This window comes from Algisphaera agarilytica, assembly GCF_014207595.1.
Taxonomy (GTDB): Bacteria; Planctomycetota; Phycisphaerae; order Phycisphaerales; family Phycisphaeraceae; genus Algisphaera; species Algisphaera agarilytica.
The window spans coordinates 2,165,257-2,190,275 of sequence record NZ_JACHGY010000001.1 but is presented as its reverse complement, the minus strand read 5'-3'; the positions used below and the strand labels follow the sequence as shown (position 1 = coordinate 2,190,275).

The following is a 25,019-nucleotide window of genomic DNA, read 5'->3' as shown; positions in this document are numbered from 1 at the left end:
GGTAGAACCCCATGGCCTATACCGCCAACCAACTCGACGTTCTGCAAGGCCTCGAAGCCGTGCGCAAACGCCCCGGCATGTACATCGGCGGCGTGAGTTCTGCCGGCCTACACCACATGGCCTGGGAAGTGCTCGACAACTCGGTCGACGAGGCCATGAACGGCCATGCGACCGAGATAACCCTCACCCTGCACAAGACCGGCGACACCGTCAGCGTGGCCGACAACGGCCGGGGCATCCCCGTCGACAAGAACCGCAAGACCGGGAAGACCGGCCTCGAACTCGTCCTCACCGAACTCCACGCCGGCGGCAAGTTCCAGAACGACGGCGAAGGCAACTACAAAACCTCAGGCGGCCTCCACGGTGTCGGCGCGTCCGTCGTCAACGCTCTGTCCAAAAAGCTCACCGCCCAGGTCAAGCGCGACGGCAACGAATACAAGATGGAGTTTGCCAAGGGCAAGCCCACCACCAAGCTGCTCAAGAAGAAGGGCGCCACCCGCGGCACCGGCACCACGATCACCTTCACCGTCGACCCGACCATCTTCCCCAAGACCCAGTTCAACCCCGAAACGCTCAAGGGCCGGCTCGAAACCGTCAGTTTCCTGCACAAGGGCGTGAAGGTGAACTTCGTCGACGAGGTCAACGGCAACAAGGCCACGTTCCAGCACCACAACGGCATTGCGGATTACCTCAACCAGGTGCTCAAGGAGCGTAACGCCCGGCCGATCCACGACGCCGCTTTCGGCTTCGAGAAAGAGAACGGCGAACGCGTCGAACTCGTCTTGCAGTGGACCGAGTCCACCGACGAGCACATCCGCAGCTACGTCAACGGCATCACCACCGCGGCGGGAGGCTCGCACGAAAACGGCTTCCGCGCCGGCCTGACCAAAGCGGTCCGCAACTACATCGACACCCACAAGCTCACCCCGCGTGGCGTCAAGATCACCCACGACGACATCCGCGAAGGGCTCGTCGGCATCCTCTCGGTGTTCATCGCCGACCCGCAATTCCAGGGTCAAACCAAGGACCGGCTGAACAACCCCGAAGTGCAAGCGATGGTCGACGGGGCGCTGCGTCCAGCCCTTGAGCAGTGGTTGAACAACAACAGCTCGGTCGCCGAGCAAATCGTGGCCCGCATCATCGCCGCCAGCCGGGCACGCGCTGCGAGCCGAGCGGCCTCGGCGTCGATCTCCCGCAAGAGCGCGACCAACAAGCTCACTCTGCCCGGCAAACTCAGCGACTGCTCCTCCAGTGGCCGTGGTGACTCGGAACTATTCATCGTCGAAGGCGACTCGGCCGGCGGCAGCGCCAAGATGGGCCGGGACCGCGCCCACCAAGCCATCCTCCCGCTGCGCGGCAAGGTGCTCAACACCGAGAGCGCCAACCTCAAGAAAGTGCTCGACAACAAAGAGCTGTCCGACCTCGTCACCGCGATGGGCTGCGGCATCGGCCCGGCGTTCGACGCGAGCAAGCTCCGCTACCAGCGCATCATCCTGCTCGCCGATGCCGACTCCGACGGCCACCACATCACCACACTGCTGTTGACATTCTTCTACCGCCACCTCAAGCCATTGATCGATGACGGCCGGGTCTACATCGCCGTGCCCCCGCTGTTCCGCATCGACATCGGCAAGGAGACGCACTGGGCCGCGGACGAAGAAGACCGCATCCGCATCCTCGAAGAAGCCAACGGCCGCGCGAAACCGGAAATCTCCCGGTTCAAAGGTTTGGGCGAGATGATGCCCAAGGTGCTGTGGGAAACCACGCTCAACCCCAAGACGCGCAAACTCCTGCGGGTCGAGATCGCCGACCAACTCGAAACCGACCGCGTGATGAGCGACCTGATGGGCAAAGACCCCTCGGCACGCTTCCGCTTCATCATGGAACGGGCCGAGGACGCCGAGGAAATCGACGTCTGAATCGGTTGCCGCTTAGCTGCCCACCACGCTGCTCACCGAGAAGATCGGCAGGAGCAGCGCGATCGCGACGAAGCCGACAATCCCGCCCATGATCGCGACCATCGTCGGCTCGATCAGGTTGGTGGTCGTCTTGATCTGTTCGTCGAATTCTTCTTCGGTGAAGCCGGCGATCTTTTCCATGGTCTGGCCAAGCCGCCCCGACTTCTCGCCCGCATAGATCATCTGCGCAACCGAACGCGGGATCAGCGGCGAATCGAACAAGGCGTCGGACAGCTGGGCCCCTTGCCGCAGGCGATCGTCGACCGTTTCCCACAGGTCTTCGTACAGCGCGTTGCGGGTCACGTCCTTCACGATCGCGATCATGTCCAGCACCGGCACCCCGGCGTTGATCATCGTGCCCATCGTGCGCGTGGAGCGCGTCACATACAGCTTGGAGAACAAGTCGCCGAAGATCGGCGAAGACAGCTTGACCCGGTCGAACACGCGGCGCCCCGCGTGAGTCCGCATCCCCACCACAAAACCGACCACCAGCGCCACGGTTCCCCCGACCCACAGATACCAGTGCAGCATCAACGAATCGCTGATGAACATCAACATCCGTGTCGGCAGCGGCAGCGCCGCGCCCTTGGATTCAAAGATCGTGGCAAAGCGGGGCAACACCCACACCAGCAGACCCACCGTGACGGTCAACACCATCGCCAGCATCACGGCCGGGTAGGTCATCGCGCCCTTGATCTTTTTCTGGGTCTGGTATTCCTTGCCCATGTAGTTGCTGATGCGTTCGAGCATGACGCCCATCGTGCCGGAGACCTCCGAAGCACGGACGAGGCTGACCATGATCGTGGGGAACACCTTGGGGAAGCGGCCCAGCGCCGTCGAGAGCTCGCCCCCCGCTTCGACCTGCGACGCAACGTCTTCGAGGATCAGTTTGAACTCGGCCGAGTCGCATTGGTCCGCGATGCAGTGCAACGCCTCGCTGATCGGTACGCCGGTGTCCACCATCACCGCCAGCTGGTGGGCAAAGGCGATGATCAGCGGCCGGGGCACACGGGTGCTGGCCGAGGCGGTCTTGGCTTTGCCCGCTTCTTTGGACTTCGCGCCGCGGCTCGGATCGAGCTTCACGATGAACATGCCGTCGCTGCGCAGCTTCCCCCCCGCATCCGCGATGGACGCGGCGGTGATCATCCCGGTGGTCAGCTCCCCGGCGGCGGTTCGGACTTTGTAGACGAAATCAGGCATGGCAATGCTCTATCGCGATGAGCGGGATCAACCCGCGGTAGCTTTGAATAACTCTTCGAGGGTGGTGAGGCCGGCACGGACTTTTTCCAGGCCGTCCTGACGCAGGGTGGTGTAGCCGTTCCCCGCTTCGACGTGGCGGCGCAGCTCCTGAAGCCCCGCCCCGCGGCTGATGAGGTCGAGGCATTCGTCGTCGGGAATCATCAGTTCGTAGATGCCCAGACGCCCGGCGTAACCGGTCTCGCGGCACTTCGGACACCCGGTGCCGTGGTACACGGTCTCGAGCGGCGCCTCACCCGCGGGCACCAATCGCTCGATGGTGCGCTCCAAGGTGTGGGTCATCTCGACTTGTTCTTTGCAGTGCTTGCAGATCTTGCGGACCAGGCGCTGGGCCAGCACGCCGCGGATCGACGCCGCGACGAGATAGGGCTCAACGCCGATGTTGTACAGCCGGGTGATCGCCGAGGGCGCATCGTTGGTGTGCAGCGTCGAGAGCACCATGTGGCCGGTGAGCGCGGCCTGGGTGGCGATCTTGGCGGTCTCCTGGTCGCGGATCTCACCGAGCATGATCACGTCCGGGTCCTGACGCAGCAGCGACCGCAGCGCGCCGGAGAACGTGAAGCCCGCCTTCTCGTTGACCTGGAACTGGTTCACGCCCGACAGGTTGTATTCCACGGGGTCTTCGACCGTGGAGATGTTGATCGCTTCGTTGTTGATCTCGTTGAGCGCGGCGTAGAGCGAGGTCGACTTACCCGAACCCGTGGGGCCGGTGACGAGGAACACGCCGTTGGGCTCGTGGATCGTCGAGCGGAAGCTTTCGAGCATCTCGTAGCCGAAGCCGAGCTTGTCGAGGCTGGTCATCGCGTTGCGGGTGTCGATGATCCGGATGACGACTTTCTCGCCGAACTTGCCGGGGCAGGTCGAGACCCGCAGGTCGATCTGTCGTTTGTCGATCACGATCGTGATGCCGCCGTCCTGGGGCACCCGGCGTTCGGAGATGTCCAGGCCGGCCATGATCTTGATCCGGCTGACCACCGCGGCCAGCATCTGGTGCGGAGGAGACAGCTTTTCAAACAGCCGGCCGTCGACTCGGTAGCGGACGCGTAGGTTGCCGTCGTCGGGCTCGATGTGGATATCGCTCGCCCCGTCTTTCACCGCGGCGTAGACGATGTAGTTCACCAGCTTGATCACCGGCGATTCGGACGCCGAGTTTTCGAGGTCGGACAGGTCCGTGATCTGCTTCTCGACCACCGACAAGTCGGAATCGCTCACGTCCATCATGTCGTCGATGACGAACACGTTGCCGTCGGGCAGGACCGACTTCAGCGTTTCTTCGATGTCCTGGGGCGTGGTCGCGACGACCTGCACGGTGTGGCCGGTCATCCGCTCGACTTCGTCGACCACAAACACGTTGGTCGGCTCGGCCATCGCCAGTGTCAGCTTACCCTGCACCAGGAACAACGGCAGCAGGGTCTGGGACTCCAGGAACTCGCGCTCGAGAAGACCCACGACCTTCGGGTCGGCCATCTTCGACGTCAGGCGGGCAAAGGGGACGCCGTAGGCATCCGCCAGCGCTTCCATCACCTGGTGGGTGGTGACAAACTCCATCTCCACCAGGACCTCGCCCAGGAGCTTCTTGTGCCCCCGGCTCTTCTGAAACGCCAGGGCCTGCTCGATCTGTTCGTCGGTGATCAGCCCCTTTTCCAGCAGCAGATCGCCCACACGCGGGGCGGGCGCGGCGTTGGTCTGAGGAGACGATTGATTGGAATTCAGTGCGGTCATGGTAATTATCCCAAACTCTTGATGGCGGACTCGACGTCCTCACAACACTCGAAGCGGTTATCCAAACGCGTCATCTTCAACACCGCACTCATGTGCTCCTGACAACCCGCCAGCCGGACCTGCCCGAGCCGTTCATCACATTGCTCTTGCAACCAAAGCAGCGACTCGAGTCCCTGCGAATCGATGCCTTCCAGCCCCTCGAGGTCGAGGACGAAGTCACGGATCCGCGCGTCGATCCGCTCCAACGCGGCACGGCGGAAGCGGTCGGTTTCGTCGTTCGCCAGGTCTCCCTGAAGCGTCAGAACGGTGAGTTCGTGTTGGTCTTCGTGTGATAGTTTCATGACGAGGTACTGCCCTTCACCGAGTCCGAGCCGAAGCTCCGTGCGGCGTGGTGGTTTTGGATCATGTTGAAATAGGGTTCGAAATCGAGGTTCAGAAACACCTCGGCCAGGTCGGGATCGAAATGTGACCCCATGCACCGCTCGATCTCGGCGAGCACTTCTTCGATACGCAACGCGGACCGGTAGGTGCGGTCCGAGCTCATCGCGTCGAACGCGTCGGCCAGGCCGATGACCCGGCCAAACAGCGGGATGTCGTGTCCCGCTCGCTTCTCGGGGTAGCCCGAGCCGTCCCACCGTTCGTGGTGGTAGAACACCCCGGGGATGAGGTCTTCCATCTGACGGATATCGCGGAGCATGTTCGCGCCGATGCCCGGGTGCATCTTGATCAGTTCAAACTCGTCGTCGGTGAGCCGGCCCGCCTTGCACAGGACGCGCTCCGGCACGCCGATCTTGCCCACGTCGTGGACCAGACCCGCCAGGTAGATGCGCTCGACCGTCGCCTCGTCGATCCCGGCCGCCCGCGCGAGCATCTCCGACAGCAGCGCGACGCGTTCGGAGTGACCAAACGTGTACGAATCTTTGGCATCGATCGCGCTGGTCAACGCGTGCAGCGTGCCCAGGAACATCGACTGGGCGTCTTCCAGGAACATGAGGTTTTCCAGGAAGATCGCCAGCGTGTTGCACAACGAGGCGCAGAGCTTGGCATCGACCGAATCGATGTGCTCGTGGTCGGTCCGATCGCCGCCGAACAACACGCCGAGCGTTTGGCCGTCACGCACCAGGGGGACGATCAGCAGATTGCTGCCGACCCGGGAAGCGACGCCGGGCATCTTGGCGGTGTCGTCGATAATCGTCGTGTCGGTGGTGCCGCCGTAATCGCGCATCAGCTCGCGGCCGAGCTGACGGATCGGCCGGGCGGAATCGATGGCACCGGCGGTGTAGATTGCGCCGCGGAGTTGCTGCAGCCGCGGCTGCTCTTCGGTGATCTGCAACGCGATCCAGCCCAAGCCGCTGACTTCCTGCAACTCGGCACAAGCCTCGTTAAAGAAGTGCGTCGGCGGCTGGTCCAGCGACATGCTGCAGGACAGCTTGTACAGCAGGCTCAGTTCTTCGTAGTTGTCCGCGAGCTCTTCGCTGAGGTGGTGGAGTTCACGGCGACGAAGCGAAAGCACTTCGCTGTCGCTGTGCATCCACCCCAGCGTCAACGCGATACGGTTCGCCTCGGCCTCGTTCACCAGCCGATCGGATTCGATCCGGCTGATCGTTGCCTGATGGTCGAGTTTCGCTTCATCCAACAGGCGGTGGAGCATCTCGCCCTTGAGCAGTTCAGGCCCCAGCATCAACACCGCTTCGCAGGTCTGACCTTCGGCGGACACGGGTTCTGTTTTCAGCTTGGCCAGGTACACGCAGGGGAACAACGTGATCAACGACGACTCGCCGTCGCACAGCACGTTGAACTGAGATTTCACCGCGCGGCGGAAGATGTTGGATTCGACCAACGTCTTCTCAAACCACGATCCGCCACAGACGAACGTGGCCGAGCCTTCGGCATTCAGATTCAGCAGCGACAGACCCATCGCTTCGATGCGATCGGCCAGCCGGTGGGGTGCGGGGTTGGCTTGGGTCGGGGTCATCGCGCACCTCCATCCGAAGCGCGGGCTCCCGTGCCAACGCCGGCCGGTGCCTGGGCACACGACGCAGCGTGAGATTTCATATTGAAACGCGGATCAAACATTCGGTTCCCTGGGCAGTATTGCGGCGCGCACGACGCCAATGCATACGGATGCCCTACATGCAAATCCGTACACACAATATTTTTCGGCCAAACCCGGAATGCAATTAACTGTGCGGTCTGTATCGATTTACCGCGTGGGCGCGGCGTGACGGCTGGGGATTTCAACCCAGAGGCGCCCTCACGGCAAGAGTTATCGGAGCGGCCGGGGTCCCGTGAACAACACCCAATAAAAACGCCACGCGTTCGACCGCGTGGCGTTTGGATTGAAACGTTTTTTTAATCGCTCTGGATCAGTTCGTATCGATCTGAGCGAGGAGCCGCTGGGCCCGGACGTCCTCGGGGTTGCGCTTGAGCGCTTCGGTGTAGGCTTCGGCCGCTGCGGCTTTGCGGTCGGTTTTCTGGAGGGAGATGCCACGCAGGATGAGCGGCGTGCTGTCTTGCGGGGCCAACTCCGCGGCCCGGTCGAACATCTCCAGCGCGTTCTCGAACTTCTCACGCTTCTGCCACACCAGCCCCGAGAGGAGGTATCCCTCGTGACGCTGCGGGGCGAGCGTGATCGCACGGTTGGCGGCGATCAGGGCGCCGCCCAGGTCTTCGGTCTTCCAGCAGATCTCACCCAGACGGATCCAGTCGGCGGTGTTGGTCGGGTCCTGACGGGTCAGGCCGATGTAGATCTGGCGGGCCGCATCGAGACGGCCCAGGCTTGCTTCAGCCGAAGCGAGCGAACGCTTCAGGTCGTTGCGGTCCGAGTACTCGGGGCGATCCAGGAGGAGCTTGAGGGTGTGCACCGCGTCGGCGTGGGCATTGGCCGCCACCTGGGCGAGGGCCAACTCTTCCTGATAACGGATGTTTTCGGGATCGAGCATGGTGGCCTGACGGAAATTTTCAACCGCCAGCCGGTGCTCGTTCTTCATGCTGTAGAGGTGGCCGAGCATCGCCCGCAGGCCTGCGTTCTGGTCGAAGTAGAACTTCTTTTCTTCGAGCAGAGCGATCGCGTCTTCGGGGCGGTCCAGCGCGACGTAGGTTTCCGCCACCGCGAGCATGCGGTTGGCCTTGTCGGCCTCGAGCTCGTAAGCCTTCTTGTATACATCCAGCGCGGCTTCGTGCTGGTGCCAACGCTGCAGCACCACGCCCTGGTAGTAGTAGGTTTCTGCGTTGTTGCCGTCGAGTTCTTTGGATAGCTCGAAGAGGCGGTAGGCGCGTTCGAGTTGGCCGCGTTCGAGGCAGATCCGCCCCGCCATCAGGTGGAGCTGCGGGTTCGACGCGTCGACGGCCGCGGCTTCGTTGATGGTCTTCTCGGCCTGGTCCAAAGCACCGGCTTCGAACTGACCCTTCGCCATATCGAGCATGGCGGCCGAGCGGATACCGTTCCACCGGGTCTCGGCGTTGTCCATCCATTCCTGGTGGCTGTTGGTGCAGCCGATCAGGGAGGTGGCACAGAGCATGAATGCGGCGAGGCTCAGGACTTGGCGTTGACGGGTGCGCTGGCTGGGCATGGCTCGGAATTCCTTGGCGTGACTGTGAACCCGCCCTCCGGGGTTCCAGAGGGCGGGCGGTAAGGTTTAGATTTCGAAGCGGGCCGGGTTTAGTCGGTGGGGCCGACCACAAAGTCGACTTCCACTTCAGCCACGGCGGCCTCGAACTCTTCAGATTCCGAAGGGGTTTGGGCTTCGGATTCCGGAGTCGACGCATCAGCGACTTCGCCCTCGACGGTCAACTCATCGAACATATCGACGACGATCGTGGTGGAGGCATCGTTTTCGGCGGCCTCGGACTTATCGGCCTCGGTGAAGCCGGCGACGGGGGCGACGAACGTGGAGGTTTCTTCTTCGGCCGGTTCGGTCGAGCCGAGCGACTGTTCGAGCATGATCACTTCTTCTTCAGCGGGGAGCTGTTCGATCTCGGCGTCGATCATGTCGTCGCCCAGCGAACCGAAGAAGGTCTGGTCGTAGTAGGGCATGGGTTCGCCGGTGATTTCTTCCTTCAGCGTGATGGCGTCTTTGGAAGTCGGGGCGAGGTGCAGGGCGAGGTTCACGCTCCACAGGGCTTTCTTGGTGTTACCCGCGTCCAGGTGCTTCTGGGCGTCCAGCAGGTGGGCGCTAACGAGCTTGTCGTTCGACCAGGGCAGCAGGCCGTTGCGGATACCGATGCGGGCGTCCATCACGCGGTCGCTGGCTTTTTCGCCGAGGATCGCCAGGTCGACGTGGTCCATGACGGTGGTCTTGACCATGAAGATGACTTCGCTGCGACGCATCTCGTCGTCGTGGCCCTTGAAGGCCGCACCGACGAAGGGCAGGTCGCCCAGTCCGGGCACTTGGTTGCGGCCGACTTGGGTGTCTTCGACGAACAGGCCGCCGAGCACCACGGTTTGGCCGGACTCAACGATGATGTTGGTGACCAGTTCCTGCGTGGTTTCATCAGGGATGATGAAGCCGCCTTCGAGACGGGTGGTACCGTCGGAGACCGAAGGACGCAGTTCGAGGCGGATGTTGCCTTCTTCGCTGATGAAGGGGCGGACGCTCAGCTGGGTACCGACATCGAGGAACTCGATGGTTTGCGTTTCCGAGGTATCGGTCACGGTGGTCGAGAGGTAACCCAGACGTTCACCGACGAGCAGGTCGGCCTTCTGGCGGTTGAGCACAAGGATGTTGGGCTTGGCCAGGACGGTGGTGTCGGTGACCTGATCCAGGGCACGCAGGAAGACCGAGGCGTCGGAGCCGGTGACACCGACCTTGATGCCCGCGTTGCCCGTGGCGGTGTTGCCGACGGTGCTGCTGACGCCGGTACCGCCGCCGCCGGTGTTGGTGCCGTTGATCATCTGATCAACCACGCCCAGCGGGTTGGTGAAGTCGGCCAGGGCATCGAAGTTGGCCACGACCGAGAAGTCGACGCCGAAGGCGTTCTGTTCGGTCAGCGTGGCTTGCAGGATGGTCGCTTCAACGAGCACCTGCTTGGGGCGCACGTCCAGTTCGTTCAGCACGGTTTCGATCTCTTCGACGTTTTCTTCGTAGTCGCGGATCAGAAGCGTGTCGGCGTGGGCGAAGGAGTTTTCACCACCGTCGGATTGGCTGGGCAGGAAACCCGCGTCGACTTCGCCGGTCGCGGTGATCGAGCCGTTGCTGGAGAGCAGCGGGGTGACAAACGCCGAGGCGTCGGCCGAGCTGATGTAGTTCAGGCGGACCACCTTGGTGACGGTCTTCCGCATGGCGTTCTGGCGTTCTTCCAGTTCGGCGGCGGTGTAGACGTAGATGAAGTTGCCTTTTTCCTCGTAGCCGTAGCCGTTGGGGGTGAGGATGGCTTCGAGGGCTTCGTTGAAGCTGACGCCGTAGAGGTCGGCGGACACTTTGCCCGAGACGTTGCGGCTGGCCACGATGTTGCGTTGGCTCTGGATGGAGAGCAGCTGGAGGACCTTGGCGATCTCCAGGTCTTTCACGGTGATGTCGATCTGGCCGAGCGAGTCGACGGCGACGTCCTGGCCTTCGAGGCTCTGGGCGTTCTCGTCGAACAAGCCGATGGGCTCGTCGCCTTCGGCGGCTTGGGCGTAAGACGCGCCGGTGAGGCTAAACGCAACCCCAAGGCCCGCGGCCATCAAAAATTGCTTGATCTTGTCATTGTCTCGAGAGGTCATGGCGATGCTCCTTGCTCTGCCTCAAAGCGTGTTCGAATCAAAGGGTAAGGTGGTTACGTTTCGGGGTTCACATCCCCAGTCGGACTCGGATGCCCTGTTTCTCGAGCACCGCGGATCGTTCGTCGCAGGTCAGTAGCTCAAAGCCTTCAATGCTTTCGCCGATTCGGATCAACCTGCCGTTGATGAAAGCCGCGGGGACATCCCCCAGCGTGACACTTTGGAGCTGTAGCTCCGCGGCCGCATCCACGACCGCCATCCGCTTGGCTTCATCGGTCAAGCCTTCATCTAACTTTGCCCCACTTACCAAATCCTGTTCCGATAACGTCCGTTTGTAGCGATTAGGGTCCAATATGAACGGGTCACGCTCGAGCTTCGGCGGCTCGGCCAGCGTGATGACCTCCTTGGGGCCCGAGTTCATGTCGGCTTCGGCCTCGACCAGCCAGGCGGGCTTGTCGTCCGCCGAGGCCGTTTGGGGCGCCTGCTTCAGGATCAATCGACCCCACAGCAGCATGCCCACCGCCATCAGCCCGAGGACCATCCCGGTCTGTTTCTTGTCGCGCTTGCACCATTCCAGCAAGTCGTTGAGCTTTTCTTTCACAGCTATTTCTCCTCCGCGCCGGTATAGAAGCTGCTCAATCGCAGCGTGGTCTGCATCACCGGCGAGGTCTGCTCCGAGCCGTCACGGTCCAACACCCGCATATTCATCGCGTCCACGCGAACCAGGCGGGGCAACGACTCGATCTGTTCCAACACGCCGTAGGAAGCGGTGAAGGTGTCTTCAAACTCCAGGGTGAGCGGGATCTCCGAGTAGTGCAGGTGGCGGCGGGTTTCCCGCGTCTGCAGGCTCTGTTCCGACACGCCCTGAGATTCCACGGCCTGGCTCAGGCTACGCAGCACCGACGCGAGCTCAGGCCGGTTAGGCACGTAGCGCGTCGCGTTGCTGAGCTCCTGCTTGAGCGCTTCAACCTCGTTGACGCGCTGGTCCATCATGGCCGGCTCGAAAAAGCTGGGGCCCAGCTCTTCCTCGGCGCTGGCGATCCGTTCCTGATAGCCCGCCACCTTCTTGCTCTCGGGCAACCAAACGCCCAAGGCAAACGCGGCCAGCATGAAGCCGATCGCCCCCATCACCATCCATTGCGATTTATCAATCTGCATGGGCCACCTCCTCCGTCACATCGCTGGTCCAGCGGAACTCGCGGTCGAGGTCCACCGTCGCGGTCAGGCTGAACTCACGGGCGATCAGCCCCTGCATCTGGACCCCTTCGCTGAAACGCATGGTGACGCGTCCAAACATCGGGTGTTCATCCAGGGCCGACACCAACTGCGCGACCGTCAGGTCGTCGGGCGCCAACCCGCGGAGCTCCAGACCGATCAGATGAGGCTCTCGCTTTTCATCTGCCTTTTCTTTGTTTTGCTTACGTCCTTTGGATTCCTCGGCCGTGATCCGCTCGGGCTCGGGGCGGACCGACGTCATCGCCAGCTCGGACACCGCGACACCTTCGGGCAAGGCGTGGCCAAACGCCGCCAAGACCTGGGCGTAGGTCAGCGGGGGATCGAGCTCACGCTTGAGATCAAACGACTTCTGCAGGGCCTGGCGTTCGTGGTCCAGGCCCGTGATCAGCCCCAGCGCCGCGCGCTCGGCTTCAACGGTTTCTTCTAAGCGTTCAGCGGTCCGCAGCTGATTGGCGGTGTGTGCCTTGAGGCCAATCGTCGCCACCGCGAGACAGCCGACGGTCGCGCCCAGCAGGATGACCTGCCTGAACAACCGGCCACGCCGCTGCTGGACGCGGTGATACGATTCGGGAAGGAAGTCGACCCGTGTCATGCTGCCACCTCCTTCGTCGTTGCGTTTTCGGTGAACACCGAAGATTCTTCGTCTTGGTCAGCCCCGGGATTCGCCGTGAACTGCTGCATGTGGTCGCGGATGGACAGGCCCGCTGCGACCGCCCAAGCCCCTTCGGTTCCGGGCTTGATGACGTCACGGACGGCCGAAAGATCGACGCCACCCAGGGGTTGATCCAGGCTCAGCGATAGACCGGCCGACTCGCCGAGGGCCGACACCAGCCAGGGCGTCGCCCCCCCGCCGACCAGGTCGGCGTGACCGGGCCGAGCACCTCGGAACGTCACGCCGTAGTAACGCAAGCACAGGCCGACCTCACGCGAGAGCTCGCTCAACGTGGGCTGCAAGGCTTCCATGACTTTGGCGCTTTGTTCTGCGTTCGGGGAATCAGACGGGTCTTCGGAGTCACCGGCCATTGCGGCGATGCCGCGACGTAGCTCGCGGGCCTCGTCGAGCGAAATCGACATTGCTCCGGACAAGACCGAATCAAACGTGCCTTCGCCGATCTCGATCGGCTTGTAGAACCGCACCTGGCCATCCAGGGCGATCAATACCTTGGTCGCGCTCTGCCCGATGTCCAGGATCACCTGAACCTCGGACCCGTTCGACTCGGCGGATAGAAGGGTTTGGCGCATCGCCGACAGGCGAGCGAGCGCCGACGGCACCGCGTCGATCGCCACGGGACGCAACCCGCAGTCGGTGACCGCAGCGACGTGGCTTTCCACCTGATCTAATTTCGCGGCGAGCAGAATCAGTTCCTGACGGACCTCATCGCCCTGATTGACGTTCCCCGCGTGCATGTGCTGGACGCAGCACTGGCCTTTGCCCATACGGAAGCGGTCTTGGGCTTCCCACTTCACCGCCGAGTCCAACTCATCCGCGGGCATCATGGGCAGACGCAGGTTCTTGCACTGCACCGACGACACGGGCAACGAGGTGACAACGCGGTTCCCGCTAAAACCGCCTTCGCTGTAGGCCTGCTGGATCGCCGCGGCCAGCGCGGCGTGGTATCCCTCGGAACCCGCATTCATTTCCTGGGGAAGCGATGCCCGGGCCGCCGCGATCACCTTGACCTGGCCGCCGCGGGTCGACAGCTGCATCAGCCTGACGCCGCACTCGCCCACATCGAGTCCGATGGGGAGTTCGCTTTTCTTTCTACTGCCTCCAAACACGTTCTGCCTCTCATTCCCCCGACGCTTTGTGTTCCCTGGTTCGTTGGTCGGCCGGGCTGGATCAGAGCCCGATCGCGTCGGTTTGCTAAATCTGGGTCACGGTGACCCGTCCGGTGAACTCGGCCACATCGATCCGGTACGACTGTCGGTCGAACTGGATGGTGATGCTTCCCCCCGTGGAGGGGCCGCCGAGGTTGTCGTAGGAAATCTCGTTGGGGGTGGTGACCCCGAAGTCAACCGCTGTGATGGTGACGCCCTGGAACCGCTGGTCATTGGCGAAGTCCACGATGTAGTTGTTGGCCGAGCCCCCCAGCCAATCGACCGTCAACGGCGTGCCGTTCTGGTCCTGGATCTGGTAGGAGTTGTTGGCCACGTCGAACACCACCTTGTGTGATGCCTGCTGGGCGATGGCTTCGTTCTGGGCGTAGAGCAGGTCGGCCACGATCACCCGTGCCGCGGCCTGCACGCCCATCTCGCCGGCCGTCAGCATGCTCGGGATCACCGAAACACTGACGATCCCCAGGATCGTGACGACCAACAGCACCTCAACGAGGGTGTAAGCCGCGCTACGTCGTCGAGCAGGATGTGGTTGGTGTTTCATCATGGCGGAGTAGTTCGGGATGAGCCCCGTAGGTCAGGCATGCTTGCCTGACACAACACACAATCGACCAGCGTCAGGCAGGCATGCCTGACCTACATCTCCGGATCAATCGCCTTCGGCCGGCAGCGAATCCACTTTGACGCGGACCGAGCCGTCGGTCAGCTTGCCCGACAGGCGGGCGAGGTTTTCGTTGATCTCTTTGAGCTGGTCGAGTTGAGCCTGGGCGCTGGAACCCACCCCGCGGACGGGTTTCTTCTCCGACGCGTGGGCTTCCTGGGCCACGGACACCGCGGCGCCTGCGGGGGTGCCGGTCAGTTGGATGTAGACGTTGAGCGTCAGCAGGATGGCGATGACGGTCAGCACGGTGTTGAGGTAGCGGAGGGTTTTCATAAATTGCTCCAGGGCTTGTCAATAAGCGGGGTTAATCCCGAATCTTCATCGGACAGTTCGTGGGGAGACTGTGGTTGTCCCGGGCCGTCCGGTAAAAAAACGGTGGAGGCTATTCGCCTCCACCGTTTCAATTTGCTGTCTGACGGATTCGTGGCTTAGTAGCCGCGGACGTCGTCGTTTTCGGTTTCACCGGTGTCCAGCAGACCAACTTCGATCGCCTTGGCGGCGGCCATGTTGACCTTGACTTCACCGGTCGTGGCGTTGTAGTGCCAGCCGCTACCCGCAGCAGCGGTGCCGAGGGCGGTACCGGTGCCGAGGATGATTTCCGAGCTGTCTTCGAAGCCGTTAACCGGGGCCTTCTGCAGGTAGGGGCCGTAGGTGGTTTCGCCAGCGGTGATGGTGGTGCTACCAGCAACGTTGGTTTCTTCGGTCAGAACGTCCCACGCCGTGCCATCGGTGGCGGCGGTCAGAAGGGGGTAATCACCATTGTGCTGAATCTGGAACAGCTCGATTTGGCTGCGGATGGTTTGCAGCTGGGTCACGATGCTCGAAGCCTTAGCCGACTCCGAAGCGCTGGTGAACTGGGGGATAACGATCGCGGCGAGGATGCCGAGGATGACCACAACGATAAGAATTTCAACAAGGGTGAAACCCTTAGCCTTCAAAGTACGTGCCGACATAAGACTAACTCCTGTTTCGGGGGCTGTTGCCCACTATGGCTTTCTCCGCTGAGCCCACACGACTCAACACGGTTTGACGGCGAGCCACACGCTCGACCGTCGGACCACGTATTGCTTGCCTAAGCCCTCTCCTGGGCAACCCGGTTAGGGCTACGGCGAGAGATACGTGATCTTTGGTTTCATCGACCCCTCATTGGGGCGACTTAACCCACAACCCAAAAAGGGTCGGCCTGCCGCGACACACGCCGCAGCAGGCGACCAGAACAGAAGATATGCAGGCCACCTGAGCAAACCCCACCCCGCCGAATCTGATAAATCCCCCCGCCCCGCCGATCGCTAATCCCTACAGAACGAACCCCTTAGCCCGAAACGTCCAGATAATCCAAGACTTCCCCGAACAACCGTCGGCCCTCGGCAAACGTCATCCGCTGCATCGTGGCCTCGGCGTCGCCCCACGCGAAATCCGCCACCTCTTCGGGCTGCACCGACACCTCGGCCGAAGGGTCCGAGAGCTCGCCGAGGTAATAGGTCACGGTCTTCTCGACGACCTTCCCGGATCGTTTCGTGAAGGAATACATCTCTTCAAACGCCGGGGATTCGAGCAGCGTGATATCCGTCAGGCCCGTTTCTTCCCGCAACTCTCGCCGGGCGGTCTCGATCGGCGTCTCGCCCGCCTCGGGGTGCCCCTTCGGAAATGACCAGTGACCCGCGTGGAGCTGGACGAGCAAAAACTCCTTGCCGTTCGCGCCGGAACGGCAGGGGATGACACCGCACGAATAATCCTGCAAAATACCCATGGAGATTGATTATACGGGGATGCCCGGGGTCAAAATCTTGTTACGGGAACTTGGTGCCAATCGATCGATTGGACGCCGAGCCCGGGGACGCACTTACCACCACGTAATTGTCTGGGGTTGCCATGCAGATTGATGTTGAGCTGGAACTGGAGTCGATTGATGTCCCCGAGGCCTGGACGGTCGGCCACGCCACACGCCTCAACAGCGCGTGGAACGCCTCCACCGAAAACATCTACGCCCCGCCCTACCGCAACGCGCCGCGGTCCATCGCGGTGCGCACCTTTGAAGGTTCCACTACATCGCTCGGGAAGGTGCCGCTGAGCCGCAACCCGCTGCACCGCCGAGAGGCCCTGCGTACTCCCGCGCAAAAAATCGATGGCCAGCTGATCGTCGACACCCGGCGGGATGCAGACGGCAACATCGCCCACGTCCTGACCAATCAGGTCTCGCGGATGCTGCTGGCCCGCGAGCAGCTCGCCGCGCACGGTGCCCCGGACTTCCCGATCACCGCGGTCCTCCGCAAACGCGCTTCAGCAATGGCCGAGCGTGCCTACACGCTCCTGGGCTTCAACACCGTCCGGACCGATGGGCCGGTCGAAGGCCTGATCCTCGATGAGACCAAGTCCGGCCACTTCTACGAGTGGTACCCCCGCCTGTTCAACCTCGACTTCCCCGGTTCCACCTCAGACACCCCCCGCAAGCTCTACATCGCCCGGCGTGGCGTGCGCCGGGTGGATAACGACGACTCGGAGATCTGGCCCCTGCTGCGTGATCGGGGCTACGAGCGGGTGTACTTTGAAGACCACCCGTTGGAAAGGCAGTGGTCGATGCTGCGGAACGCCCAGAGCATCGTCGCGGTCCACGGCGCCGCCCTCGCTGCCATGGTGTTCAAGGCCGGCCACACCAAACCCGACGAGCCGTTCCACCTCGTCGAGATCTTCGGGCCCGGGTATGCCGTGCACATGTACCGCCACCTCGCGGCCGTGTTCGGCGGGACCTGGAGCGCGACCCGTGGCCGGGTGACCGCCGAGATCATCCGCGACCTCGACGACAAACAACTCGCCCGGGCGCGCCAGGCCCAGGCGATCCAGGTCGACCCCCACGCACTCGATGCGGCGATGGCTCCGCAGCAAATCACACAACTGTGTGAGTACGGCGGATAGGGCTGAAGCCATCCCGTAACGTCGTAACGTGATTACTCAAATCAGGGTGTAAGCCTTGCCCATCATTCGCCGGTGTCGAGCACCGACATGAAGGCTTCTTGGGGGATGTCGACGCTGCCGACCTTCTTCATGCGCTCCTTGCCCTTCTTCTGCTTCTCAAGCAGTTTGCGTTTCCGTGACACGTCGCCGCCGTAGCACTTGGCGGTCACGTTCTTGCCGACAGACTTGATGGTTTCGCGGGCGATGATCTTGCCGCCGATCGCGGCTTGGAGCGGGATCTCGAAGAGGTGGCGGTCGATCTGCTCTTTGAGGCGTTTGAGCAGGTGGCGGCCGCGGAACTCGGCCTTGCTGCGGTGCACGATCAGGGACAACGCCTCGACGGGGTTGCCGTTGACCAGCACGTCCATCTTCACGAGGTTGTCGGAGTTGAACCCGGTGACGTGGTAGTCCATCGTGCCGTAGCCGGAGGTGATGGATTTCAGTTTGTCGAAAAAGTCGTAAATGATCTCGGCCAGGGGCAGGTCGTATTCGAGGATCTGCCGGTCGTCGGCCAGGAACTTCTGTGATTTGTACACGCCGCGGCGCTGCTCGCAGAGCTTCATGATGTCGCCGATGCTGGAGGTCGGCGTGATGATCTCCGCGGCGACGATGGGCTCGCGGATGTCTTTGACCTTGCTCATGTCCGGCAGCTCGGCGGGGTTGGTGATCTGGATCACCTCGGTGTCGCCGCCCTTGCCGACGATCTTGATCTCGTAGGTCACGGTCGGCGCGGTCTGGACGATGCTGACGTTGCCCTCGCGTTCGAGGCGCTCCTGGATGATGTCCATGTGGAGCATGCCCAGGAAGCCGCAGCGGAAACCGGAGCCGAGGGCTTCGGAGTTGGTGGGCTCGTAGGTGTAGCTGGCGTCGTTGACGTGCAGCCGGGCGATGGCGTCGCGGAGTTCGTCGAACTGGGTGTCGCCGGACGGGTAGAAGTCGCAGTAGACCATCGGGGCCGGCTCTTCGTAGCCGGGCAGGGGCTCGTCGCAGCGGGCGGTGTCGAGGGTGATGGTATCGCCGATGTTGACGTCTTCGAGGGTCTTAATCGCCGCGACCATGTAGCCCACGTCGCCTGCTTCGAAGGCCTCGGTGGTGGGGGTCATCTCGGGGCGGAACTTGCCGAGCTCGGTGACCTGGTAAGTGCGCTGGGCACCCATCATGAGGATGCGGTCACCCTTTTTCATCCGGCCGTTCATCATCCGGAAGTAGACGACCACGCCGCGGTAGTCGTCGTAGATCGCGTCGAAGATCAGCGCTTGAAGCGGAGCGTCGGGGTTGCCCTGCGGCTCGGGGAAGCGGGCGCAGATGGCGTCGAGCAGTTCAGCCACACCCACGCCGGTCTTGGCCGAGGTCATGATGCAGTCGGCGGCGTCGAGGCCGAGCACTTCCTCGACCTGCATCGCCCGCTCTTCGGGTTGGGCGCTGGGCAGGTCGATCTTGTTGATGACCGGGATGAGTTCGAGGTTGGCGTCCACGGCCTTGTACAGGTTGGCGACCGTCTGGGCCTCGACGCCCTGGGTCGCGTCCACCACCAAGACCGCGCCTTCACACGCCGCCAGGGCGCGGGAGACTTCGTAGTGGAAGTCGACGTGGCCGGGGGTATCGATGAAGTTGAGCTCGTAGGTCTCGCCCTTGTACTCGTGCTCGACGGACACGGCCGAGGCCTTGATCGTGATGCCACGCTCACGCTCGAGGTCCATGTTGTCGAGGGTCTGCTCCCGGGCGTTGCGCTCGTGCATCACGCCGGTGCCCTGCAGCATGCGGTCGGCCAGGGTGGACTTGCCGTGGTCGATGTGGGCGATGATGCAGAAGTTGCGGATGTGGGTCGGGGTAGACATCGGTGTGCGTGGGGCGTCGGGCCGGGGGCGTACGGGGTGATTTTGGGCATCGGCCCGGCGGACTGGCGCGGGCGGAAGGGGCAGATTGTAGGGCAGCGGGGCTTGTGATGTGTCGCTGCGCGGGACCGGCCGTGTTCGGCCCTGTTTCCCTGAGATATCATAGAAGGCCCACCCCACCGGAGCCCTCCCCATGCCCCAAGCCCTCCGCCTGATCCCTTTGACCGCCCTGCTGGCCATGCTGGCCCTCGCCCTGCCTTCGCTTGGGCAGGAAACCCAGGACGGCGAGACCCCCGAGCGCGGCTTCGGCTCCCCCGAGGCCGCCTACGAAGCCGCCCGGGACGCGTTCAATGACCGGGACTGGGAAGCCTTCGTCGCCACCGTCTCCCCAGCCCGCCGCGACGAGATCATCGGGCAGATGGCTCTGGCCCTAGCCGCCATGGCGCAACAGCCCGGCAGCGACCCCCGACTCGGCGAGCTGGTGGACAACCACCTGCCCCGAAACTTCAATCCGATGGACGTCATGATGAGCGACAACGCCGAAGCCGAGACCAAACGGCTGGCCAAACGCATGGGCGATCCCGAGGGCTTCTTCGTCGACGCGATGTCGCTGATCTTCAGCATGCAGTACAGCAAGACCCAGCTGGCCACCTCCGAAGACGCCGGGGACAACGCCGACCCCGCGGCAGAAGAAGACAAGCAGGCGCTCGACGCCGAGATCACCGCCATCAACGATCTCACGATCGAGGACGACGTCGCCACCGCCGTCGTCACGATCAGCACCTCCACCGGCGACCAGCTGGACCCCTGGACCTTCGACCGCTACGAAGGCAAGTGGTACCTGTCGATGCGCTGATTCGGCCGAAGCTGAAACTCAATCGAACTCTTGCGATCGCGGCAGGTGCTGCATCCCGTCGGGCAGGCTCGGCCAAGCGGCCGTCATTGTCCGGAAAAACCGCTGACGATCGGTGCGCGAGGGCAATGCGTCGGCCCGGCCCGATTCCTTCGCGGCTCCTCTTGCCGTACGGTTCAGCAGCGTAAGCATCCGCAGCGCGAACGCCAGCAACGGCGTGCCCTTGCCGCCCCGGCAACCGCCGGCGTCGATCAGCCAGACCTTGCCTTGCTCGTCCACCACAAAGTTGCGGGCCTTGAAGTCGCGGTTGAACACCCGCATCTGCATGATCCGCCCGGCGATCGCACCGAGTTGCCGGGTCACGTCGTGCCGCAGGGCGGGATCATCCGCCAGACGCCCGTCTTGAATCCACTCCGCCAGGTCGTCGCCACGCCAGGGTGTGATCAGCCACTGCCGGCCGGATGCGTCGTGTCCCGCCGCAAAGATCGGGACCACCGGCAGCTCCGCCGCGATGAGCTTGGCGTGCCACTTCACCTCACGTTGGGCGGGGTGTTGGCCGACTTTGGCGACCAGCCGCTGACGCAGCGGGCTGTGCTCGAAACGCTTGATCGCCCATCGCCGACCCGAGCCGTCTTCCACCGACCACACCCGGCTCCGGCGGTCCTGCTTGAACACCTTCGCCTCAGGCAACGCCAGAAGCTCGGCGGGCTCGGGGAGTTCGGCGGTCGGTTCTGGCAAGGGGGAATCGGACATAGAGCCTCGAATTAAGGTCGATACATGCTTCACATCGCTGCCGTAGGTCAGGCATGCTTGCCTGACGCCGAATCACCAAGGGCTTTGTCAGGCAGGCATGCCTGACCTACGAATAGGTGACCACCGTGCGGATCAGCAGCGTCACGTCGGCGGGCCAGTGTATCATCGCGGGTCCCATGGCCGACCCGATCCAGATCCTCTCGGTGACCCGCAAGCCCGACTCCGCGTCGTACCAGCAGCGCGTCGAGAACTGGATCGCCCCGCTGGCCGAGCAGGGGATCACCGTCACCCCGCGCACCTGGCCCAAGCCCGGACCCGAACGCAAGGCCCTGCTCGACGAGATGCGTCGGGCCGACGCGGTGTGGTGGCACCGCAACATCCTCACCACCCGCGACGCCAAGGCGGTCCGCGCAGCGGCCAAACTCTGGGTGATCGACTTCGACGATCCACTGAGTTATTCGAGCAAGAACGGCGGTCAGCCGAGCTGGGTCCGCCGACGGCGGTTCAATGCGACCGTCGGCCGGGCGGATGCGTCGCTGGTGGGCAGCCGCTTCCTCGCTGACCTGTCCGAGCCCTTCGGCCACCCGATCGAGATCATGCCGATGGCGGTGGACCTGCCCGACGCCGTGCCCGTGCGGGAATCGACGGATGGCCAGCCCGTCACCCTGCTCTGGCTCGGTTCGACCAGCACGCAGGTCTATCTCCGTGATATCGCGGATGTCTTTACACGACTCGACACCGAGGTTCCGCTGCAGCTCCGCCTCGTGGGCGGGAAAAAGCTCGAGTTCCCCGGCTCGAAGCTGGAGGTGGACCACCGCCCCTGGTCGCCCGAGGAACAGGACCGGGCGCTACGCGAGGCCGACCTGGGCCTGTGCCCGATGCCCGACACGCTGTGGACCCGCGGCAAGTGTCCGTACAAGATCCTGCAGTACATGGCCTGGGGCCTGCCGTGGGTGGGCTCGGCGGTGGGCGAGAATGTCGTGGCGGCGGGTGAAGGCGAATGGGCCCGGGCGTTGACGGCCGATACGAGCGATGCGTGGGCCAGCGCCATCGTCCGATTGGCCGAGGACGCGTCTCGACGCCGAGCGATGGGCGAGCGGGGCCGGGCGTATGTGGAAAAAGTCCACGGACGCACCGCGCTCACCCAACAACTCACCGAGTTCTGGCGGCAGATCGTCGCCCGACCCGCCCGCTGAGCGGGTCGGCGTCAACACGCGCATCCGACTATATTGTGTGCTGATTCGCACCCGTTCTGGAAACGCACATGGATGTGGTTTTACTCGCAGGGGGTCTGGGCACCCGCTTGTCCGAACAGACCGAAGTTCGGCCCAAGCCGATGGTCGAGATCGGCGGCCGGCCGATCCTCTGGCACATCATGAAGCTCTACGCCCAGCACGACTTCAAGGATTTCTGGATCGCGCTCGGCTACAAGGGCTCGATGATCAAGCAGTACTTCCTGAACTACTACCAGCTCGGCGGCGACCTCAGCATCGACCTCAAAGACGGCAACGTCGAGATCGCCCGGCCCCAGACCGAAGACTGGCGGGTACACCTCATCGACACCGGGCTCCACACCAACACCGGCGGCCGACTCGAAAAGCTCTTCGACCGCATGCCCGGCGACACGTTCATGCTGACCTACGGCGACGGCGTGGCCAACGTCGATCTGACCGCCCTGCTCGACTTCCACAAGAACAATGATGCGCTCGTCACGCTCACCGCGGTCCGCCCCACCGCCCGCTTCGGCAGCCTCGACTTCGACGGCGACCTTATCACCCGCTTCAGCGAAAAGTCCCAGGTCCGCGAGGGCTGGATCAACGGCGGCTACATGGTCATGGATCGGGGCGTGAGCGAGTACTTCAACGGCCCCGACACGAACCTGGAAAAAGGCATCCTCGAAAAGCTCGCGGCGGACGGGAAGCTGGCGGTGTTTAAACACGACGGCTTCTGGCAGTGCATGGACACGCAGCGCGAGGTTTCGCTGCTCAACGAGATGTGGCTAGAGGGCGATCCGCCGTGGAAGGTGTGGCATGACTGAGCAAGCTTCCCATTGGATCGATCGGCCCACGCTGGTCACTGGCGCGACGGGTCTCGTCGGCGGGTGGACCGTTAAACGCCTACTCGAACTGGGCGCCGATGTCGTCTGCCTCGTCCGTGACCACGTGCCGCAGTCGATCCTGCTCGGCGAAGAACTATTGAAACAGGTCAAGGTTGTACGTGGCGACGTGTGCGACCAAGCGCTGCTCGAACGGGTGCTCGGCGAATACGAGATCAACACCGTGCTACACCTCGCGGCGCAAACCATTGTCGGCGTGGCGAATCGCAACCCGGTGTCGACGTTTGAGTCGAACATCGCCGGGACGTGGTGCCTGCTCGAAGCGTGCCGCCGAACGCCGACCGTGAAGTCGATCGTGATGGCGTCGTCGGACAAGGCGTATGGTGACCAGGAGGTTCAGCCGTACAACGAAGACATGCCGTTGCAGGGCAAACACCCCTACGACGTGTCCAAGAGCTGCGGCGACCTGATCGCCCAGACGTACGCCAACACCTATGGCACGCCCGTCGCCATCACCCGCTGCGGCAACTTCTACGGTGGGGGCGACCTGAACTTCAACCGCATCATCCCCGGCACGCTCCGCTCGATCATCCGCGGACAGCGGCCGATCATCCGCTCCGATGGCACGTTCATCCGCGACTACTTCTACGTGGAAGACGGCGCCGCAGCCTATACCCTGCTGGCCGAGCAACTCGCCGAGAAGCCCGAGCTATCGGGCGAGGCGTTCAACTTCTCCTACGGCCACCGCCACACCGTCACCGAGATCACCGAGCTGGTCCTCAAGCTGATGGGTAGCGACCTCAAGCCGGACATCCGCAACGAAGCCAGCCACGAGATCCGCGAGCAATGCCTCGACGCCAGCCGGGCCCGCAGCGTGCTGGGCTGGTCGCCGCTGCACGACCTGGACGTCGGCCTCGAGCGGACCATCGACTGGTACAACCACTACTTCGAGACTTCCGAATGAAAATATCGGCCTACTCCTGCCGATCCTGCGGCTGCACCTCCTGCGAGACGATCCTCGACCTGGGCAAGACCCCGCTCGCCAACGCGCTGGTCGATCCCGCGAAATCCGGCAAGCCCTGCGCGACCTTCCCGCTGCGGCTGGTCTTCTGCCCCGAGTGCGCCTTGGTGCAGATCGACGAAGAGGTGCCGCCCGAGGCGATGTTCAGCGACTACCCGTACTTCTCTTCGTTCTCAGACACGATGCTCCAGCACGCCGCGGACCTAGCGTCGCGGATGATCGCCAAGAAGAACCTCGGCCCGGACAGCCTCGTGATCGAGCCGGCCAGCAATGACGGCTACTTGCTCAAGAACTACGCCGGGGCGGGTGTGCCGGTGCTGGGCGTCGAGCCCGCCAGCAACATCGCCGAGGTCGCCCAGGCCAACGGCGTCGAGACGCTCAACGAGTTCTTCTCCGAAGACCTCGCCAAGAAGCTCGTCGCAGACGGAAAGCGGGCTGACGTGATGCACGCCCACAATGTGGTTGCCCACGTGCCCGACCTCAACGGCTTCATCGCCGGGGTCGCCGCGCTGCTCAAGCCCGACGGCGTGTTCATACTCGAAGCGCCCTACGCCCGGGACATGATCGACGGCGTCGAGTTCGACACCATCTACCACGAGCACCTCTGCTACTTCTCCATGACCGCCCTCTCGGCACTGTTCGAGCGGCACGGCCTCGAAGTCGTCCACGTCGAACGCACGCCCATCCACGGCGGCAGCCTCCAGGTCCACACCTCACCCAAGGGCAACCCGGTCGACGAGACCGTCGCCGCCCTGCTCGCCGAGGAAAAAGAGCTGGGCATGGACAAGCTCGACTACTACCGCGACTTCGCCCAGCGCGTCGAAATGCTGCGCGACACGCTCGTCGCCATGCTCAACGACCTCAAAGCCAAGGGCCACTCGATCGCCGCCTACGGCGCCTCGGCCAAGGGCAGCACGCTCATGAACTACATGGGCATCGACAGCCAGCAGCTCGACTTCATCGCCGACCGCTCGACCCACAAGCAGGGCAAGCTCGCTCCGGGCAATCACCTGCCCATCGTCGCCCCGGAAGAGCTGATCGAGAAACAGCCCGACTACACGCTGCTGCTGACCTGGAACTTTGCCGAAGAAATCCTCAAGCAGCAGCAGGCCTACCGCGAGGCGGGCGGGAAGTTCATCGTGCCTGTGCCCTCGCCGACGATCCGCTGAGCGACTCCG

General features: G+C 63.2%; 23 protein-coding genes. 7 read left to right on the top strand and 16 right to left on the bottom strand.

Annotated features, from left to right (window positions below; all coding sequences use genetic code 11):
* The first annotated feature begins 11 nt into the window (after positions 1 to 11).
* Positions 12 to 1,919: a DNA gyrase/topoisomerase IV subunit B gene (locus HNQ40_RS09375; protein ID WP_184677581.1), complete on the top strand. Its 1,908-nt coding sequence runs from the start codon at positions 12 to 14 to the stop codon at positions 1,917 to 1,919.
* A 12-nt stretch (positions 1,920 to 1,931) separates the two neighbouring features.
* Here HNQ40_RS09375 and HNQ40_RS09370 read toward each other — a convergent pair whose 3' ends face one another.
* The 14 genes from HNQ40_RS09370 to HNQ40_RS09305 all read right to left on the bottom strand — a co-directional run bounded on the left by HNQ40_RS09370 (position 1,932) and on the right by HNQ40_RS09305 (position 16,121).
* Positions 1,932 to 3,158: a type II secretion system F family protein gene (locus HNQ40_RS09370; RefSeq protein WP_184677580.1), complete on the bottom strand. Its 1,227-nt coding sequence runs from the start codon at positions 3,156 to 3,158 to the stop codon at positions 1,932 to 1,934.
* 27 nt (positions 3,159 to 3,185) lie between these two features.
* Positions 3,186 to 4,937: a GspE/PulE family protein gene (locus HNQ40_RS09365; protein WP_184677579.1), complete on the bottom strand. Its 1,752-nt coding sequence runs from the start codon at positions 4,935 to 4,937 to the stop codon at positions 3,186 to 3,188.
* A gap of 5 nt (positions 4,938 to 4,942) precedes the next feature.
* Positions 4,943 to 5,278 carry an STAS domain-containing protein gene (locus HNQ40_RS09360; protein ID WP_184677578.1) on the bottom strand — a complete coding sequence of 112 codons (336 nt, stop codon included), beginning with the start codon at positions 5,276 to 5,278 and terminating at the stop codon, positions 4,943 to 4,945.
* On the bottom strand, positions 5,275 to 6,912 hold the full coding sequence (locus tag HNQ40_RS09355; protein WP_184677577.1) for an HD domain-containing phosphohydrolase: 1,638 nt from the start codon (positions 6,910 to 6,912) through the stop codon (positions 5,275 to 5,277). The genes HNQ40_RS09360 and HNQ40_RS09355 overlap by 4 nt, the downstream gene beginning before the upstream one ends.
* A 391-nt stretch (positions 6,913 to 7,303) precedes the next feature.
* Entirely contained in the window at positions 7,304 to 8,509 is a 1,206-nt protein-coding gene (locus HNQ40_RS09350; protein WP_184677576.1) for a tetratricopeptide repeat protein, read from the bottom strand.
* Between the two features lie 89 nt (positions 8,510 to 8,598).
* Positions 8,599 to 10,641: a secretin N-terminal domain-containing protein gene (locus HNQ40_RS09345; RefSeq protein ID WP_184677575.1), complete on the bottom strand. Its 2,043-nt coding sequence runs from the start codon at positions 10,639 to 10,641 to the stop codon at positions 8,599 to 8,601.
* Between the two features lie 67 nt (positions 10,642 to 10,708).
* Positions 10,709 to 11,239, bottom strand: a complete 531-nt coding sequence (locus HNQ40_RS09340) for a hypothetical protein (protein WP_184677574.1) — start codon at positions 11,237 to 11,239, stop codon at positions 10,709 to 10,711.
* A 2-nt stretch (positions 11,240 to 11,241) separates the two neighbouring features.
* Positions 11,242 to 11,796, bottom strand: a complete 555-nt coding sequence (pilO, locus tag HNQ40_RS09335; protein WP_184677573.1) for a type 4a pilus biogenesis protein PilO — start codon at positions 11,794 to 11,796, stop codon at positions 11,242 to 11,244.
* The gene (locus tag HNQ40_RS09330; protein WP_184677572.1) at positions 11,786 to 12,466 is read right to left on the bottom strand and encodes a PilN domain-containing protein; all 681 of its coding nucleotides are present in this window, start codon (positions 12,464 to 12,466) and stop codon (positions 11,786 to 11,788) included. Before HNQ40_RS09330 ends, pilO begins: the two co-directional genes overlap by 11 nt.
* Entirely contained in the window at positions 12,463 to 13,605 is a 1,143-nt protein-coding gene (gene pilM, locus HNQ40_RS09325; RefSeq protein WP_315852786.1) for a pilus assembly protein PilM, read from the bottom strand. Before pilM ends, HNQ40_RS09330 begins: the two co-directional genes overlap by 4 nt.
* Positions 13,606 to 13,738: 133 nt before the next feature.
* On the bottom strand, positions 13,739 to 14,257 hold the full coding sequence (locus HNQ40_RS09320) for a GspH/FimT family pseudopilin (protein ID WP_221435454.1): 519 nt from the start codon (positions 14,255 to 14,257) through the stop codon (positions 13,739 to 13,741).
* Between the two features lie 102 nt (positions 14,258 to 14,359).
* Positions 14,360 to 14,644, bottom strand: coding sequence for a hypothetical protein (locus HNQ40_RS09315; protein ID WP_184677569.1), 285 nt, complete (start codon positions 14,642 to 14,644; stop codon positions 14,360 to 14,362).
* A gap of 155 nt (positions 14,645 to 14,799) precedes the next feature.
* Positions 14,800 to 15,324 (bottom strand): type II secretion system protein, encoded by a 525-nt coding sequence (locus tag HNQ40_RS09310; protein WP_184677568.1) that lies wholly within the window; start codon positions 15,322 to 15,324, stop codon positions 14,800 to 14,802.
* 359 nt (positions 15,325 to 15,683) lie between these two features.
* Positions 15,684 to 16,121, bottom strand: coding sequence for a bis(5'-nucleosyl)-tetraphosphatase (locus tag HNQ40_RS09305; RefSeq protein ID WP_184677567.1), 438 nt, complete (start codon positions 16,119 to 16,121; stop codon positions 15,684 to 15,686).
* Between the two features lie 122 nt (positions 16,122 to 16,243).
* Here HNQ40_RS09305 and HNQ40_RS09300 point away from each other — a divergent pair, with 122 nt between their 5' ends.
* Entirely contained in the window at positions 16,244 to 17,284 is a 1,041-nt protein-coding gene (locus HNQ40_RS09300; protein ID WP_184677566.1) for a glycosyltransferase family 61 protein, read from the top strand.
* A 62-nt stretch (positions 17,285 to 17,346) separates the two neighbouring features.
* Here the strand turns inward: HNQ40_RS09300 and lepA are convergent, their stop codons facing one another.
* Positions 17,347 to 19,161, bottom strand: coding sequence for a translation elongation factor 4 (lepA, locus tag HNQ40_RS09295; protein ID WP_184677565.1), 1,815 nt, complete (start codon positions 19,159 to 19,161; stop codon positions 17,347 to 17,349).
* 190 nt (positions 19,162 to 19,351) lie between these two features.
* Between lepA and HNQ40_RS09290 the strand changes: the two genes are divergently transcribed.
* Positions 19,352 to 20,014: a hypothetical protein gene (locus HNQ40_RS09290; RefSeq protein WP_184677564.1), complete on the top strand. Its 663-nt coding sequence runs from the start codon at positions 19,352 to 19,354 to the stop codon at positions 20,012 to 20,014.
* An 18-nt stretch (positions 20,015 to 20,032) separates the two neighbouring features.
* On the opposite strand, the gene HNQ40_RS09285 is transcribed toward HNQ40_RS09290, so the two are convergent.
* Entirely contained in the window at positions 20,033 to 20,749 is a 717-nt protein-coding gene (locus HNQ40_RS09285) for a lipopolysaccharide kinase InaA family protein (protein ID WP_221435453.1), read from the bottom strand.
* 191 nt (positions 20,750 to 20,940) lie between these two features.
* Here HNQ40_RS09285 and HNQ40_RS09280 point away from each other — a divergent pair, with 191 nt between their 5' ends.
* From HNQ40_RS09280 to HNQ40_RS09265, 4 genes are all read left to right on the top strand, one after another.
* The gene (locus tag HNQ40_RS09280; RefSeq protein ID WP_184677562.1) at positions 20,941 to 21,960 is read left to right on the top strand and encodes a glycosyltransferase; all 1,020 of its coding nucleotides are present in this window, start codon (positions 20,941 to 20,943) and stop codon (positions 21,958 to 21,960) included.
* 68 nt (positions 21,961 to 22,028) lie between these two features.
* Positions 22,029 to 22,802: a glucose-1-phosphate cytidylyltransferase gene (gene rfbF, locus HNQ40_RS09275; protein ID WP_184677561.1), complete on the top strand. Its 774-nt coding sequence runs from the start codon at positions 22,029 to 22,031 to the stop codon at positions 22,800 to 22,802.
* Positions 22,795 to 23,784: a GDP-mannose 4,6-dehydratase gene (locus HNQ40_RS09270; protein WP_184677560.1), complete on the top strand. Its 990-nt coding sequence runs from the start codon at positions 22,795 to 22,797 to the stop codon at positions 23,782 to 23,784. The genes rfbF and HNQ40_RS09270 overlap by 8 nt, the downstream gene beginning before the upstream one ends.
* The gene (locus HNQ40_RS09265; protein WP_184677559.1) at positions 23,781 to 25,010 is read left to right on the top strand and encodes a class I SAM-dependent methyltransferase; all 1,230 of its coding nucleotides are present in this window, start codon (positions 23,781 to 23,783) and stop codon (positions 25,008 to 25,010) included. The genes HNQ40_RS09270 and HNQ40_RS09265 overlap by 4 nt, the downstream gene beginning before the upstream one ends.
* The last annotated feature ends 9 nt before the right edge of the window (positions 25,011 to 25,019 follow it).

What these genes read in the sequence shown, in the direction of transcription:
- HNQ40_RS09270 (WP_184677560.1), top strand. Translation starts at nt 22,795, where the DNA reads ATGACTGAGCAAGCTTCCCATTGGATCGATCGGCCCACGCTGGTCACT.
- HNQ40_RS09310 (WP_184677568.1), bottom strand. Translation starts at nt 15,324, where the DNA reads ATGTCGGCACGTACTTTGAAGGCTAAGGGTTTCACCCTTGTTGAAATT.
- HNQ40_RS09330 (WP_184677572.1), bottom strand. Translation starts at nt 12,466, where the DNA reads ATGACACGGGTCGACTTCCTTCCCGAATCGTATCACCGCGTCCAGCAG.
- HNQ40_RS09370 (WP_184677580.1), bottom strand. Translation starts at nt 3,158, where the DNA reads ATGCCTGATTTCGTCTACAAAGTCCGAACCGCCGCCGGGGAGCTGACC.
- HNQ40_RS09315 (WP_184677569.1), bottom strand. Translation starts at nt 14,644, where the DNA reads ATGAAAACCCTCCGCTACCTCAACACCGTGCTGACCGTCATCGCCATC.
- pilO (WP_184677573.1), bottom strand. Translation starts at nt 11,796, where the DNA reads ATGCAGATTGATAAATCGCAATGGATGGTGATGGGGGCGATCGGCTTC.
- HNQ40_RS09360 (WP_184677578.1), bottom strand. Translation starts at nt 5,278, where the DNA reads ATGAAACTATCACACGAAGACCAACACGAACTCACCGTTCTGACGCTT.
- HNQ40_RS09350 (WP_184677576.1), bottom strand. Translation starts at nt 8,509, where the DNA reads ATGCCCAGCCAGCGCACCCGTCAACGCCAAGTCCTGAGCCTCGCCGCA.
- HNQ40_RS09375 (WP_184677581.1), top strand. Translation starts at nt 12, where the DNA reads ATGGCCTATACCGCCAACCAACTCGACGTTCTGCAAGGCCTCGAAGCC.
- HNQ40_RS09365 (WP_184677579.1), bottom strand. Translation starts at nt 4,937, where the DNA reads ATGACCGCACTGAATTCCAATCAATCGTCTCCTCAGACCAACGCCGCG.
- rfbF (WP_184677561.1), top strand. Translation starts at nt 22,029, where the DNA reads ATGGATGTGGTTTTACTCGCAGGGGGTCTGGGCACCCGCTTGTCCGAA.
- lepA (WP_184677565.1), bottom strand. Translation starts at nt 19,161, where the DNA reads ATGTCTACCCCGACCCACATCCGCAACTTCTGCATCATCGCCCACATC.
- HNQ40_RS09345 (WP_184677575.1), bottom strand. Translation starts at nt 10,641, where the DNA reads ATGACCTCTCGAGACAATGACAAGATCAAGCAATTTTTGATGGCCGCG.
- HNQ40_RS09355 (WP_184677577.1), bottom strand. Translation starts at nt 6,912, where the DNA reads ATGACCCCGACCCAAGCCAACCCCGCACCCCACCGGCTGGCCGATCGC.
- HNQ40_RS09320 (WP_221435454.1), bottom strand. Translation starts at nt 14,257, where the DNA reads ATGATGAAACACCAACCACATCCTGCTCGACGACGTAGCGCGGCTTAC.
- HNQ40_RS09290 (WP_184677564.1), top strand. Translation starts at nt 19,352, where the DNA reads ATGCCCCAAGCCCTCCGCCTGATCCCTTTGACCGCCCTGCTGGCCATG.
- HNQ40_RS09300 (WP_184677566.1), top strand. Translation starts at nt 16,244, where the DNA reads ATGCAGATTGATGTTGAGCTGGAACTGGAGTCGATTGATGTCCCCGAG.
- HNQ40_RS09265 (WP_184677559.1), top strand. Translation starts at nt 23,781, where the DNA reads ATGAAAATATCGGCCTACTCCTGCCGATCCTGCGGCTGCACCTCCTGC.
- HNQ40_RS09280 (WP_184677562.1), top strand. Translation starts at nt 20,941, where the DNA reads ATGGCCGACCCGATCCAGATCCTCTCGGTGACCCGCAAGCCCGACTCC.
- HNQ40_RS09305 (WP_184677567.1), bottom strand. Translation starts at nt 16,121, where the DNA reads ATGGGTATTTTGCAGGATTATTCGTGCGGTGTCATCCCCTGCCGTTCC.